The sequence below is a fragment of the Nocardia gipuzkoensis genome (genome assembly GCF_021183645.1).
Taxonomy (GTDB): Bacteria; Actinomycetota; Actinomycetes; order Mycobacteriales; family Mycobacteriaceae; genus Nocardia; species Nocardia abscessus.
Genome location: NZ_CP089225.1, coordinates 2,582,573 through 2,596,523, shown reverse-complemented (window position 1 = coordinate 2,596,523; position 13,951 = coordinate 2,582,573). Strand labels below are relative to the sequence as shown.

General features: G+C 64.9%; 10 protein-coding genes and 1 tRNA gene. 1 reads left to right on the top strand and 10 read right to left on the bottom strand.

Annotation, left to right across the window (positions count from 1 at the left end):
- Positions 1–5: 5 nt before the first annotated feature.
- Together LTT66_RS11870 and LTT66_RS11865 are read right to left on the bottom strand one after the other, a co-directional pair.
- A complete protein-coding gene (locus tag LTT66_RS11870) occupies positions 6–1,130 on the bottom strand; it encodes an XRE family transcriptional regulator (protein WP_233069153.1) in 1,125 nt (374 codons plus the stop codon).
- Positions 1,108–1,923: a hypothetical protein gene (locus LTT66_RS11865; protein WP_233066767.1), complete on the bottom strand. Its 816-nt coding sequence runs from the start codon at positions 1,921–1,923 to the stop codon at positions 1,108–1,110. Before LTT66_RS11865 ends, LTT66_RS11870 begins: the two co-directional genes overlap by 23 nt.
- Before the next feature lie 152 nt (positions 1,924–2,075).
- On the opposite strand from LTT66_RS11865, the gene LTT66_RS11860 reads away from it, so the two are divergent.
- Positions 2,076–2,369 carry a hypothetical protein gene (locus LTT66_RS11860; RefSeq protein WP_233066765.1) on the top strand — a complete coding sequence of 98 codons (294 nt, stop codon included), beginning with the start codon at positions 2,076–2,078 and terminating at the stop codon, positions 2,367–2,369.
- Positions 2,370–2,635: 266 nt separating this feature from the next.
- On the opposite strand, the gene LTT66_RS11855 is transcribed toward LTT66_RS11860, so the two are convergent.
- The 8 genes from LTT66_RS11855 to gyrA all read right to left on the bottom strand — a co-directional run bounded on the left by LTT66_RS11855 (position 2,636) and on the right by gyrA (position 13,929).
- Positions 2,636–3,448 (bottom strand): hypothetical protein, encoded by an 813-nt coding sequence (locus tag LTT66_RS11855; protein WP_233066762.1) that lies wholly within the window; start codon positions 3,446–3,448, stop codon positions 2,636–2,638.
- Between the two features lie 614 nt (positions 3,449–4,062).
- Positions 4,063–4,269, bottom strand: coding sequence for a hypothetical protein (locus LTT66_RS11850; RefSeq protein ID WP_233066760.1), 207 nt, complete (start codon positions 4,267–4,269; stop codon positions 4,063–4,065).
- Positions 4,270–5,446: 1,177 nt separating this feature from the next.
- On the bottom strand, positions 5,447–6,370 hold the full coding sequence (locus tag LTT66_RS11845; protein ID WP_233066756.1) for an abortive infection family protein: 924 nt from the start codon (positions 6,368–6,370) through the stop codon (positions 5,447–5,449).
- Positions 6,371–7,435: 1,065 nt separating this feature from the next.
- Complete coding sequence (locus LTT66_RS11840; protein WP_233066753.1) at positions 7,436–8,395, bottom strand: hypothetical protein; 960 nt, start codon at positions 8,393–8,395, stop codon at positions 7,436–7,438.
- Positions 8,396–8,481: 86 nt separating this feature from the next.
- Positions 8,482–9,726, bottom strand: a complete 1,245-nt coding sequence (locus LTT66_RS11835; protein ID WP_233066750.1) for a tyrosine-type recombinase/integrase — start codon at positions 9,724–9,726, stop codon at positions 8,482–8,484.
- 124 nt (positions 9,727–9,850) lie between these two features.
- Positions 9,851–9,924 (bottom strand) — tRNA-Ile (locus tag LTT66_RS11830).
- Between the two features lie 198 nt (positions 9,925–10,122).
- Complete coding sequence (locus tag LTT66_RS11825) at positions 10,123–11,370, bottom strand: DUF3566 domain-containing protein (RefSeq protein WP_233066747.1); 1,248 nt, start codon at positions 11,368–11,370, stop codon at positions 10,123–10,125.
- Between the two features lie 39 nt (positions 11,371–11,409).
- Positions 11,410–13,929, bottom strand: a complete 2,520-nt coding sequence (gene gyrA, locus LTT66_RS11820; RefSeq protein ID WP_195100970.1) for a DNA gyrase subunit A — start codon at positions 13,927–13,929, stop codon at positions 11,410–11,412.
- Between the last annotated feature and the right edge of the window lie 22 nt (positions 13,930–13,951).

Below are 13,951 nucleotides of genomic sequence, written 5' to 3'. Positions count from 1 at the left end.
TCCATCTAGCTGGAGCTTGAACCGAGGGCGTAGACCGATCCAGTGGTCGGTTTGCCGCCGCGGTTTTCGTAAGGCGTGGGCACCACCGATCGCAGCACGGCCGGGGGAATTGCGAGGGCGTCGGCGGCGGCGCGGTACGGCCGCGGCCCGAACCGTCGGCTGAGAAGTGTCCACAGCAGCAACGGACTCTCGTTGCCGACCTCCACAGGTTCTTCTCGTCGCCATCCTTTGGCCGACAACTGCACGAACAATGACCGTTTGCGGCTGTCGGTGATCAACTCCAGCGCTGAAGCCCTCATGATCAGCGCTTGCATCGATACACCCCACGTTGCCTTGATCCGTCCGAAGTCGGTCAGGGTCGTCGCGTCGGAGAGTATTTCGACAGCGCGTGAGCGGGGCACCAACAAGGCTGCGGCGAACTTGTTGGCCTCGCCTTCCGGGTCGGCCGCGCGGGGGCGGAAAGAGTGCAGCACCAAATGCCCGACCTCGTGCGCGATCGTGAATCGCTGCCGATCGCCGTGGGTTCCAGGGAAGAATCCCACCAGGGCACTCGCGCCGAGACCGCCCCAATACGACGCGCCGAAATGCCCGCCCCCCGCAGGCGCCTCATCACCGTCGATGTGGGGAGGAACGATGGGGGCCACCGCGACGCCTGCGCGTTCCAGTGCCCGCGTCAGGTGGGGAATCGGCGCGTCCGGAGCGAGCCGCAGCGATTCCCGCGTCTGGTCGGCCAACTCGTTGATCTCGTCGTCACTGACCGATTCCTGAGTGACGAAAGGTAGGTCGGCGACAGGGTACTTGCTCTCGGTGATCAGCCCGTCGGACACGCGGTAGCTCTCGCGATACCAGCGATGTATCCGGCGAGTCATCGTGATGCTCGCGCCTGCCAGCTTGCGAAAGCGCAGCGAATCCAGCGGAATCGCGTTCGACTCGACGTAGAAAAAGCTCAGCGGTGTCCCGGTCGCTGTCGCGATGACTTCCAGCTCCGCGTCGGTTACATCGCGGAACTGATTCTCGGCATCGGATAACCGCGACTGTCCCAACCCCGTCATCTCAGCAAGCTGCTTCTGCGTGAACCCGAATAGCTCACGCAGCGCGCGTATCCGTTCACCCGGAGACGCCGCGAGCATCACCACCGCCTTCCTCGTCGCCATCCGCGGGCGGCATCATCAGATCCAGCCCCTCATCGGTCGGCTGGAACTCCAGATCCGACAACTCCTCAGCCGTCTCGGGAAGCACGAACTCGAGATCCACCTTCGCCTTCTCGCCCCACTTCCACGGGCCGATCGTACGGACGATCCGGAAGCTCGGTGTCGCCAACTCCGGATCGATACGCCACAGCCCCAGCAGATGGTCGTTCGCCTCCCCGGTCAAAGACAGCTGACGCGGCAGCGGCGGATTGCTGTAGTACGCCCGCCGCGCCGCGTTCGTGCCAGGCGGAGGGATGTGGTCGTCTACGTGCGCGTGAAGCAACTGCACCCGATAGTGGTCATCGGTCAACCACAACGCACCGTTCTGCGAATGCTTGCCACTCAGCTTCCACGCACCCAGCAGACCCTTCTTCTGCCGAAGCTTGTGGTGGGCCAGCGCGCGGATCGTGTGCGTCGCATGCCAACCATAGAGCTCGGCCTCGTCGAGTTCAGGCAGCCGCTCTCGACGGATCTGCTCAGCCCACGTGAACGTGTCGTGTAGCGGCTCACACAGATCCGACAAGGCCGCACGGACACGCTCCACATGAACCTTAATCATGGCGCAGATATTATCACGACAAAAGTTAATACGTACATCCGTTCGACCATGGCGGTCACAGGGCTGGTTGCGGATCGCAGATGCGTGGGTGTTGCGGCGTGCCGTCGCGGTATTGACGGGGCAGGAGAGGAAGATCGCGCGGCATGACGGCAGGCGCGCGAAGCAGGACCTCATCGCCGCGGCGAGAAGATGCCCACACCTTCGAGGTGGCCGGGCGGGTCTTGAGCCTGCTGCTCGATTCCATCGGGCCTCTCGGACGAAGCCTGGGATTTCATCTGTGGCCCAGCCCGATCGACCCAGGGTTCGTGCTGTCATGGCGAGGTCCTGTGCCGAGCGAGATCGAGGTGATCCAGTACTTGGTCAACGCCTCGGCCGACGACGAGCTGACCACAGCCCTGCGGCCCGGCGATGTGACGTTCGACTTCGCGACGGAGGACAAGCACTACACCCACGTCGACGTTCAGGGCGTGCGGTTTCAGCTCCGGCCGGAGCGGATGCTCACTCCCAAGGAGCTCGCCTCGTGGGGCACCTACTGGCGCAGCGGGAATCTGGAAGCGTTGCTGAGCGGATCGGCCGACCCGTTGGTGGACGGCGGTTGGTGGACGTCGCTGCGCGCGTGACTACGCAGACTGGGTTGCCTTGAAGGCGCTGCCGCACGAGCTCCGCTTGCCACCGGGGCCACATGGCCAGCCGAGCGTGCAATTGGTAGTGGGCGGCGACTGCCTCGAGATGTCAGGCACGGTCACAGCAGCCAAGACTCGATGCCATGTCACATACACGGAAGGGCCTCTATGCAGGTGAGGCTGATCGTGAAGATGCGTCTGACCAGACTTAGAATTTTTTTGATCTTGGTTTCGAGACAGAATCGGTTTGAGACTCTCGTGTTTCAGTCACATGTGGGTGAGGCTGCTCGCTGTTGGTAGAGCCGGAATGCCACGTCGCTGGCGAGGGTGGCGGCTTCAATGGCCTGCGCGATGGCATCGGGATCAGCCTTGACCTGTCGGTAGTAGATGCTCGGATCGCTCTGGCTCCTCGACACGATCTCTGGGTGTCGCAGTAGTTCTGGCCAGCCGAGGCCGTGGGCGTGGCCAGAGTTGACGCGCCACAGCAACTTGAGGGCGTGCGCGGCGCCTTCATTCTGGGAATCGATGTACGCGGCGGCCTGCTCGATAATCTGGGTGTCGCTGGGCTTTCCACCGTCGAAGCCTTGAACCTGCTCGATTGTGCTGACCTGCGTGTCGACGTATGTCCGCACAGCGGAAGCCTGCTCAGGCGTGAGGAGCCTCGCCATCGAGCCACCTTCGATATCGGTCACCAACGCTCGCAGTTGTCGGAAATCTTCATGGGCAAGAGAGAGTGCGCGACTCTGGCGGTCCGCACGGAGTTTCGGACTCAGTACCCAGATGGTGCACGATGCCGCGAACAGGGAAGCCCGCGCCGGGGTGAACTGTGCGATAGGTCGGGTCCGGACCTGGACCGACTCGAACAACAGGCTGAGGTGATCGGTTGCTGAGATGAGCCCTTGGAGCGCGACCTGACTTGTCGGCCACGCCGGGTAGAGCCTGTCGTCCCCGGCCAGTGCGCTGCCTGCCGCTGGCGGGTGCGGCGAGCCCAGCCATTCGAGCCGCTGGCTCGTCTTCTCATGGTCGTGCCTGATCCGCTCGGCGCGCTCAGCCGAGATCGCATCCAGAAAGCTCATGCGCTGAAAATGTACGGGGCCGCCCGCTTCACCGCCGGGGTCCGTGTGCTGGGATCAATGCGACCCCGAGCTCGCCGACTATATCCGGAAACTCGGCGGAACCTCGTCGGCGTGAGCACAGCCTTCCACCCAGCTCTCGACAGCGTCCTCCCAGACTTCGCCGACGCCATCGCAATCGGGCAAGTCGCAGGTGGCTGAGTGCCGCTCACTGCATAAGCGCGTCCCAGGTCGCCCGCAGCCTGACCGCCGACGCAATGAAGGACCCCCGGGAAGGCCCGGTAAAAGCTAGCGGTAAAGCTAGCGGTAAAAGGTTGCCAATCGGCCGTTTTCGTCACAGAGTGACATATAGCTGAGAGGCATTACTCACCGCGCGATAGGTCAAGGTTGAAGTGGCTCGACCAGTGGTTTTGTGAAGATCAACTGTGGTTGAGTCCAGATTTGGTGTGATCTGAGCTACTCGACACATCGTGACCCGGATCACAAAATGCACGGGCCGCTGGTAAAGTCGTCAACGTAACGGGTTAACTTTGCACGGCGCAATCAAACGCTGAGAGCCAAGAAGCCCGACGAGGCTGCAGACCTACGCCGGGCTCTTGGACACCGGGACACGTGGATCAGGGCAGGACATCCAGTACCGCGTGCACCATCGCGGACGCCAGTTGAGTGACAGTGGTCATCCAGCTGGCGTCCGCTTCTCTTTCGAGAAGCCGCTCGACGTTCAGCATGAACGAGCCGATCTGAACTCCCTTAACGACCGCTTTCCTCAGGCGGACCCACCAAGGGGTTTTCGCCTTCGGAACATCCGATCCGTGGTCTTCCACTGTTCGGTTCCTTAGAGGTGTATGATCGCCCGCGAAGGGCGTATCCGACCGCCCTTGCGAGCGGCCCGGATCGGGGCCATCCCGATCCCGATCGGAGACCGGGAACGGCGTCATGCACCTGGAATCGGATAGCGTGAAGCTTGCCGAGTCGGACCCGTGAGAGTTTAGTGGAGTTCGCCGACGCATACCTACGCCGACCCTCCCGCGGTCGCGCGGTGCAGTATCCGAAACGGCTTGAGGACTAACCAGATCCCGTCACCCAACCGGTCCATCGCCCGGTCGCCGGTCGACGTTTACCCGGGATAGCGGCACTTCTCTATCCGGTGTGAAGCACACGGATTTGGTGTCGCTGCGCTTGATCGTCGGCTTGTCACCGCCGTGTTCGGATGCGCGGCGAACTTCTTGTACACCTGTTCGGATCTGTACCAGCCGGGGTTCGATCAATCTGCATCAGGAAGTAGCCGAACACGAAGAACAGCCCGGAAACGAGTCCAGGGCTGTCGCAGTGCAACTCCTCACGGGTCGGTCAGATGTCCTCGATTCGGATGGTGGCGACGGTGAAGTACCACACGTCTTGCGCCGCCAGTCGCTGGTGCGGGTGTACCCGGCGGCGGTGAGCGCCTGGTCGAGCGCGTCGAGGCTGGCCGCCGCACCAGGTCCGGTAGCAATGAATTCCCATCGGCAGCTGACGTGGCGGCCGTAGAGGCTGCCGTCGGCGCTGTGGAACAACTCGCAGGCGTAAAGATCGCGACCGCATCCGCGGGGTCGTCGAGGCGAGCGATGGCGTGCAAGTCGACGGCTACGGTGTCGGTCATCGCGCCCCCCGGGGTACGCCGTCCCGCAGAAAGTGCAGTGGCTGGCGGCGGCCTGGCGCTGGGCGATCGCGTCGTCACGTGCCGCGACCGCGGTGAGGTTGCCCTCGGCGAGGTAGTCGGCCATGCTGCGCAGCTCGGCCGCGGCGTCGGCGTACTCCACCAGCGCTTCCCAGAGCGCCTCTCGGTTGACGTAGCCGGGCCACACGGTGAAATCGACCGCCTGGCCCGCAGCAATGGCGCGGCCGACTGGCTTCCCCGCCGCGGTGCAGAAGCTGACAGGGGGTGGATCGCCGCCGGCCCTCGCAGCGAACGCTGCGATCTCCTGTTTGCCGGACAACGACCCACACCCCATCATTTCGGATTTACAAGATCGGCTCCGATGCGTTCTGGTCCTCCACGCGCTGGTCGTTGAGAGCACCGCCAGCACCGGCCGGCGCGGTGCCACGCCAGGGGGCCTTCGAATCGGCAAGGGTGTCGAGCATGAACTGACACCACAGCCGTGCCCCGTTCACAGCCAGCCGCGCATGACGAGGTCCCAAGCCCGACGGAGCAGTGTCTCGTCCATGGCCGGTGCCATAGTCGTTTCGCAGCTCGGCGATTCCGCTAGTGATCGTAAGCGCTGCGCCGAGTACCTTCCGGATGGTCGAGGAGCCGTCCGGTCCGGGCTTCGCCTGGGAGGGATGGACCAGTAGCGCTTCTTCGGCCATACGGGCGAGCTTCGGAAGGTCGTGGCCGCTGTCGAAAGGCACGCCCCGCTCCCGGAGCACGAGTTTCGCAGTGCTCTCCACAAGTTCTTTCGCTGAACCGATCGCCAGCGCAGGGTCGTCTCGGGAAACGGCATGATCGATACGGTCCAGGTGCTCGAAGATCACCGTTGCGTCGCGGAGATCGCCCAAATCCTCCCGCCTCAGCACGATCGGCGGCCCGCCAGTGATCCGGCCTTGGTTGTCGAAGGTATAGCCGTCACGCGCGAAGAGCCTTCGGAGTCGCTCGATGTTCTCGGAGGGGTCCCAGTCAGGCGCCCAGGGATGGTGGAAGAGATGTCGTAGCGCCACTTCGAAAACACGTAGCGCGCGGGAGACCTGTCCCGGGTCAGTCCAGTCGACCTGATCCAGGTACCCCTGAAAGCGGGTCACACGCTCACCGCCGACCGGCTCAGGATCTTGCTCCGGTGGAGCGAAGAGTTCGTCTTGCCACATCTCGTCGACTTCACGCAGCACAGTGCCGCTCATCTGATCACGCACTGCCTCCCGAGTGCGTTTGTTCACCAACTCGGACCGGGTCATGACCCCACCTTTATGGCCACTGACAAGCCCGGCGTCAGAGACAACACCACCAGAGGATGGGTCTCCGGCCCTTTCGGATCGACGGGATACGGCTGGGTGTTGTCAGGCTCGACCGATAAGCTCATGCTGCCTGTACTTCCTTTCATCTGTTGACACAGTGGAGGTGTAGGTGTACTGCGGCCCCTGCCTATGCCCAGGCGGGGGCCGCGCTGGTGCCGAGGTCGATAGCGACACAGCGGTTCCCGGGATGCGGAAGCCGCAATCGACGTTCGGTGGGTGGAAGCCTAGCCATGAGGGCCGACGCAAAAGAGCGCCGTGAAACAGCGATGTGAAACACACATATCTCCCCATCGCGGCGTCGAATTTCCTCTGTCGCTGGGCAACTGAGGGCGAACCTAGGCGACCCCACCGGCTAACACCAAACCGAGCTGTGCACGCAGCTGTGGATAACTTGGCTGCACGTGTTGATCAACTGTCGAGTTCCTGGGGATGGCCGCGGTATACGTCGTACCACAGCTACCGAGCCCAGCGCTTGACCAGCGGATTCCGCTGAGCGACTACGGACACCGTCGCGCTGCGTGACCATGTGCGCGTCGAGCTCGCGATCGAGTTGGGCGAGAGCGTGACCGGCAGGTGCAACCGGGGCCTCACCGCGAATCCGTCGGACCGCCGTGCGCCAACGCGCATTGAGAGCATCGGCGACAGCGGAACCGGCTTAGCAGCGGGCACGTCAAAGAATGCATGACACTTCACCTGCGTCCTGCGCCGAACCCTGAACCGCCGCTCAACGGCGGACCTACGTCTGCGGAATCGGCCCGAATCTGGTCCGAGTTTCTCCGTCAACGCCGCGATGCCGCACGATCCGCAGGGCAAGGAGACGAGTCCTCCAGGTGTTCTCCCGACTGCAATGATGGATCTAGCGCACTGGGTCTCTCGCCGCGTTGTCCTGATGGAGGATGAGCAGGAGCGTGACGGGTGCGCCATGGGTTCGGGCCAGGAGTTTTATCCTCCTGGCCCGAACCCAGGGCGGTGCCGGGTCCACCTGCGAACGGTGAGACCTATGAGTCAGCGATCGTCATCGTCCTCGCCAGCTGCGCCCGCGAGCAGAACGGGCGGTTGTTCCCCGTGGCTGTTTCCGCGTAGCACCTCGGTCAGCTGCTGACGGTGCTCGCGGGCCGCGCGGTCGGCCATTGCGTGGGCTGCGGTGATCGCGCGAGAGTAGTCGGCATCCCGGCGTTCGAGCTGCTGGCGGTGTTCGGTTCTCTCGTGGTCGAGTTGGTCACTTAGCCGCTGGTTCTCCGCAGCGGTCGACTCGACTTGCTGACGAGCCGCATCGCGTTCTGCCTCGGCTCGCGCGTGTGCGACGCGAGCGTTGTCGACGTGGCCGCGCATCTCGGCGAGTACCGTTTCGGCTTCCTCATACACCCGGTCCCGGTCCGCCTCGGCCTCGGCGATCCGCGCCGCTGCCTCCGACTCCACCTGCGCGAGGCGGGCGGTGGCCTGCTCGGCATTCTCGGTCGCTTCCTCGGCAGCGGCGATGGCGAGCTGTTCGAGCTCGACGGCTCGATCGAGGCGCTCGCGCATCGTCGCTGCCGCTTGCTCGGCGTCGGCGCGGGCTTGTTCGGCGGCGGTGATGCGGCGGGTGGCCTCGCGCTGGATCTCGGCGATCTCCCGGTCGACCACGCCCGGGTCGGTCAGTTCGGTGATCAGCTCGGCGGTGTCGGTGGCGACCGCAGCGAGGTCTCCTCGAAGGTGCTCGTAGCGGTCCAGAAGCGCGGCGAGAGTGAGCATGCCGTCGGTGACCGGCCGCAGCGACGGCCGCGTGGGTGCAGCGCTGGCATCGCGGTCGGCTTCTTTCATCCGGCGGCGCAGTGCCTTCTGCGCGTTGTGCTCGGGGTTGTCGCAGTATTGGCGCGGCGCTCCGGGCTGTCCGGGTGCGCGTGGCGGGACGGGGGCTGTGCAGTGGGGGAAGTGGCAGCGGGCCGGTTCGGTGCCGGTCGCCGCGAGGTCAACGGCTGTCAGCATGGGATTCCATTCCATTCCGTTGCATTCCGTTCCATTCCATCTCTGGAATGGAACGGAATGCGGATCAGGGGGCTGGATGCGGTCGGTCAGGCGACGAGGGTGAGCATGCGCGCGCGGACTTGGGGAAGTCGCGCGGCGATGACCTGGGCCGCGGAGGCGCTCGCGGTGCGGTCGTTGTGGCCGTAGCGGCGGTCGGTGATGGTGACCGATTCGTGTCCGGCGTCACGGGAGACCACGAAGATCGGTACGCCGTCCTGCAACTTCCACGAGATGCCGGTGTGCCGCAGCGTGTACGGAGTCAGGCGCTTGCGCTGCAGTGTTGTGATCGCCTTGCTGTAGTGGGCGATCAACTGCTCGGGGCTCGCGCCGCGCCACAACGCCTTCTTGCTGAACGGCTCGAAATCACCTTCCGCGAGGGCCTTCAGTCGGCGCAACGCGGGCTGCCAGCCGCGATTGTGGAAGTAGCCCGCCGTGATCGGCGTGTCGTTGACGGTGTGGAACAGCAGCTCGTCGCCGGGACGATCGAGGTCCAGTCGCTCGAGTGTCGCCAGCGGCACGTGAATCGTGCGCACGCCGCGTTTCGTCTTGGGCTTGCCGAGGGTGAGGCGGCTGCCGCTGTCCTTCCACGCCTTGCTGATGCGCACCGCGCCGGTGTCGGGCTCGATGTCGTCGACGAGCAGGGCGAAGATCTCGCTGGGCCGGGCCATGGATACCAGGCCGAACTCCGCCAGCGCGCGCCAGCGCTGTCCGAGCAATTGTTCGAACAGTTCCCACTCGTCGTTGTCGAAGATGTCGAGTTCGGGCGCGTCGTGGCGGGGCAGCCGCATGCCCGCGCAGGGGTTGTAGGTGATCAGCGGTTCGGGTCGTTCCAGCGTGGCCGCCCGCATCCCGCCCGAGAGGAAGCCGTGCTTGTTGTGGATGGTCTTGGGTGAGTTGCCCTTGTCCTGTTCCAGGTATCCGATCCACGCGGCGTCGAGATCCTGGGTGACGGCGTCGACGGTGGTGTCGCCGAAGAACGGCGCGATGTCGTTGCGGATGTAGGCGTGGTACTTGCGCCGGACAGGTTCGGAGACGCCGCGCAGCCGGTCGGTGTAGCGGGTCAGCCAGTCGGTCAAGCGGACACCGCTGCCATCGCGGCGCTGGACTTCCAGCACTTTCAGCGCCTCGTGGACGCCGATGCGATCGACGAGTCCGGCCCAGCGTTCCGCGGGCGCGAAGTCGTCGAAGGTTTCCGAGGAGCGGCGACGGACGCCGTCCTCGTCGTGGTATTCGAACTGGACCTGCCAGGCGATCGAACCGTCGGAGCGGCGCCGGGGGCGTGGAGTGAACATGTGAAGGTGTCTCCTGGGTCGGAAACGCCTCGAGATGCGGGTCAAAAGCCCTGCTGTGACACCATTGTGACATAACGCAGGTGCTCAGAGCCGCGAATGTGGTCCTGACCTGCAGGTTCGTGGGTGGGCCTAGGAGGACTTGAACCTCCGACCTCTTCGTTATCAGCGAAGCGCTCTAACCGCCTGAGCTATAGGCCCGTACCTGGTGTCGTTCGCGGTGAACAACAACGTGTAGAGACTACACAACACCTCTCCACTGGACCAAAACGGCTGGTAGAAGCCCCACTTACCCTCACTTGCGGCCGCAACGGCAGTGTCGGTCCACATGGTCGGACGGCACGAACGGAAACGGCCGGTACCCCCGCGGTGGGAGTACCGGCCGTTCTCGACGCCGTACTAGTCGGGGTCGGCCAGGGTGACCTGGATGCCGCCGACGAGATCGCAGCACTGGTTGTAGATGAAGGTGCCGACGGTACCGAGCGCGGTGAACAGCACGACGTTGATCAGGCCGATCACGCCCGCGTAGCCGAAGACGGTGCCCGCGTCGATCAGCCCCACCGAGCCGCTGTCCTGGGACACCATGTCGGTGAAGGTGTTGTTCAGCCGCTCCCACACGCCCATGCCCTCGAGCACGATGTACAGCAGGCCGACCGCCAGCATCCACACGAAGAACATGGCCACGCTGATGACCAGCGAGATCTTCAGCGTCGACCACGGGTCGATGCGACGGATCTGCACCGTGGCCCGCAGCGGCTCACCGGCGGCGACCGCGGCGGCCACCGCGACCGGAACCGCGGGTGAGACCGGCCCGGACTGCGGGCCCCCGGGAGCTTCGCTCGGCGGTAGTGGATGCCGGATCTCGGACAGGTCCGGCATGTCCTTGATCAGCTCCGGTCGCGCGATGCTGCGGGTGGGCCCGTCGATGCCGACCGACTTCACCATGGCAGCTTCCTTGCGTGCCGCCTTGGCCGCCAAGTCGGCGGTAGTGCGCGCGTTGGACGTGCCGCCGCCGAGACCACCCCCGCCGCTCGAGTTCGGGCGGCCGGTGACCGGCGCCTGACCGGGACGGTACAGATTGGACTGCGGCTCCCGCTGCGGCAGCTGCGCCCACCCGTCCTGGTACGGGGACTGCTGTCCGCCGTTGGTGGCAGCGCCGACCGGCTGCTTGTCCTCGTTCTCGGGCGCGGACTGCGGAGCCTGGTTGCTGATCCGCGCCGTCTTCTGGTCGAAACGGTCCTGACCGTCACCATCGGGCGCCTGGTTCGGCCCGCCCTGCTGCGGTGCGAAATCACCCTGCTGCTCGCGAATCTCGTGCGGCTGGGCGTGCGGCTGGTTGCCGCCGGGCTGGTTACCCGGATGCCCGCCGGACTGCGGCCCGTTCGGCTGGCCCGGGTGACTACCCGGCTGACCGCCACCGGGGTGACCGCCGGGTTGTCCGGCACCGGGTTGTCCGCCACCGGGGTGACCGCCACCAGGGTGACCGCCCGGCTGACCGGCGCTTTGCTGGCCGCCACCGGGCTGACCGTTCTCGGCCGAGGCGACCGGCCGTGGGATCGGCCGCGGCGGGATCGGTGACGGTGCGATCCGCTCGGTCACACCGTTCGTCTGGTGCCGCTCGTCATTCGGCTGATTCGGAGTGGTCAATGGGAATCCTTAGATCCGTTCGTTGCCGCCGCTGATGGATTAATTCTCGGAGGAGCCGGTGTCGCCGCCACCGAGGACCTGATCGGGATCGGGCTCGTCGGCATTGCGCGCGATCGCAAGCAAGGTATCGCCATCCGCGAGGTTCATCAATCGCACGCCCTTGGTCTGTCGTCCAGCCTTACGAACCTGCTTCGCCGCCGTCCGGATGACGCCGCCCCCGGAGGTGATCGCGTACAACTCGTCGTCGTCGTCGACGATGAGCGCCCCGACCAGCGTGCCACGTTTCGCGTCGAACTGGATGGTCAATACGCCTTTACCGCCGCGGCCCTGCGCGGTGTACTCCTCGATCGCGGTCCGCTTCGCGTAGCCGCCGGATGTCGCGACCAGCAGATATGTGCCGTCGCGAACCACATTGAGGGACAGCAGTTCATCGCTGGTGTTGAACCGCATGCCCTGCACGCCGGAGGTGGCGCGCCCCATCGGACGCAACGCCTCGTCGGTCGCCGAGAAGCGAATCGACTGTCCGAGCGCGGAAACCAGGAGCAGGTCTTCGTAGGCCGAGCAGAGTACGGCGCCGACCAACTCGTCCTCGTCGCGCAGATTCACCGCGACGATGCCGCCGCTGCGGTTGGAGTCGAAGTCGGTGAGCTTGGACTTCTTCACCAAGCCGTTCTTGGTGGCGAGCACCAAATACGGGGCGTCTTCGTAGGACTTGATCTGGATGATCTGAGCGATCTTCTCATCCGGCTGGAAGGCCAGCAGGTTCGCCACGTGCTGGCCGCGCGCGGTGCGGTTGGCCTCGGGCAGTTCGTAGGCCTTGGCGCGGTAGACCCGGCCCTTGTTGGTGAAGAACAGCAGCCAGTCGTGCGTCGAGGTGACGAAGAAGTGCTTGACGATGTCGTCCTGCTTGAGGCCGGCGCCCTGCACGCCCTTGCCGCCGCGCTTCTGGCTGCGGTAGAGGTCGGTCTTGGTGCGCTTGGCGTAGCCGGTCTCGGTGATCGTGACGACCACGTCCTCGCGGGCGATCAGATCCTCGTCGGCCACGTCGCCGTCCGCCGCGATGATGCGGGTCCGGCGGTCGTCGCCGTACTTGTCGACGATCTCGGCCAGTTCGTCGCGCACGATGGCGCGCTGGCGCTCCGGCTTGTCCAGGATGTCCTTCAAGTCGGCGATCTCGGCCTCGATTTTGGCCAGCTCATCGATGATCTTCTGCCGCTCCAGGGCGGACAGGCGACGCAGCTGCATGTCGAGAATCGCCGTCGCCTGGATCTCGTCGATATCCAGCAGCTCCATCAGCCCGAGCCGTGCGGTGTCGGTGTTGGCCGACCGCCGGATCAGTGCGATGACCTCGTCCAGCGCGTCGAGCGCCTTGACCAGACCGCGCAGGATGTGGGCCCGCTCCTCCGCCTTGCGCAGCAAGTAGCGGGTCCGCCGGACGATGACGTTCAACTGGTGCTCGACGTAGAACCGGATCATCTGGTCGAGTCGCAGCGTCCGCGGCACACCGTCGACGATCGACAGCATGTTCGCGCCGAAGCTCGTCTGCAGCTGGGTGTGCTTGTAGAGATTGTTCAGCACCACCTTGGCGACGGCATCGCGCTTCACCGTCACCACGATCCGCATCCCCACGCGGTCGGAGGACTCGTCGTGGATGTCGGAGATACCCGCGATCTTGCCGTCCTTCACCTGCTCGGCGATCGAGTTGATGAAGTTGTCGGTGTTGACCTGGTACGGGAGCTCGGTGATGACAATCGTCGTGCGGCCCCGGTTGTCCTCTTCGATCTCGACGACACCGCGCATCCGGATCGAGCCGCGGCCGGTCGTGTAGGCGTCGTGGATGCCCTGACTACCGACGATCAGTCCGTGCGTGGGGAAGTCCGGACCCTTGACGCGCTCCATGCAGGCCGCCAGCGTGGCTTCCTCGTCCGCGTCGTAGTTGTCCAGAGCCCAATAGATCGCGTCCGCGAGCTCGTTCAGGTTGTGCGGCGGGATGTTCGTCGCCATGCCCACCGCGATGCCGTTGCTGCCGTTCATGAGCAGGTTCGGCACCCGGCTCGGAAGCACCACGGGTTCCTGGGAACGGCCGTCGTAGTTGGGCGTGAAATCGACCGTCTCATGGTCGATTTCCCGCAGCAGTTCCATCGCGAGGGGGGTCAGTCGGCACTCGGTGTACCGCATCGCGGCGGCACCGTCGTTGCCGCGGGAACCGAAGTTGCCCTGCCCGTCGACGAGCGGATAACGCAGCGACCACGGTTGGGCCATGCGGACCAGCGTGTCGTAGATCGACGCGTCACCGTGCGGGTGATAGTTACCCATGGTCTCGGCGACCGGGCGGGCGGATTTCACGTAACCGCGGTCCGGGCGGTAGCCGTTGTCGTACATCGCGTAGAGCACGCGCCGGTGCACCGGCTTGAGGCCGTCGCGCACATCCGGTAGCGCGCGGCCGACGATCACGCTCATCGCGTAATCGATGTAACTGCTCTGCATCTCGTTCTGAATGTCGACCGGTTCGATACGGTCGCCCGCACCGCCGTTGGGGGGCAGCGTGGTCTCGGTCATGCGGTCTCCTTACCGGGCCTGA

What these genes read in the sequence shown, in the direction of transcription:
- LTT66_RS11855 (WP_233066762.1), bottom strand. Translation starts at nt 3,448, where the DNA reads ATGAGCTTTCTGGATGCGATCTCGGCTGAGCGCGCCGAGCGGATCAGG.
- LTT66_RS11870 (WP_233069153.1), bottom strand. Translation starts at nt 1,130, where the DNA reads ATGCTCGCGGCGTCTCCGGGTGAACGGATACGCGCGCTGCGTGAGCTA.
- LTT66_RS11835 (WP_233066750.1), bottom strand. Translation starts at nt 9,726, where the DNA reads ATGTTCACTCCACGCCCCCGGCGCCGCTCCGACGGTTCGATCGCCTGG.
- LTT66_RS11865 (WP_233066767.1), bottom strand. Translation starts at nt 1,923, where the DNA reads ATGAGGTCCTGCTTCGCGCGCCTGCCGTCATGCCGCGCGATCTTCCTC.
- gyrA (WP_195100970.1), bottom strand. Translation starts at nt 13,929, where the DNA reads ATGACCGAGACCACGCTGCCCCCCAACGGCGGTGCGGGCGACCGTATC.
- LTT66_RS11845 (WP_233066756.1), bottom strand. Translation starts at nt 6,370, where the DNA reads ATGACCCGGTCCGAGTTGGTGAACAAACGCACTCGGGAGGCAGTGCGT.
- LTT66_RS11840 (WP_233066753.1), bottom strand. Translation starts at nt 8,395, where the DNA reads ATGCTGACAGCCGTTGACCTCGCGGCGACCGGCACCGAACCGGCCCGC.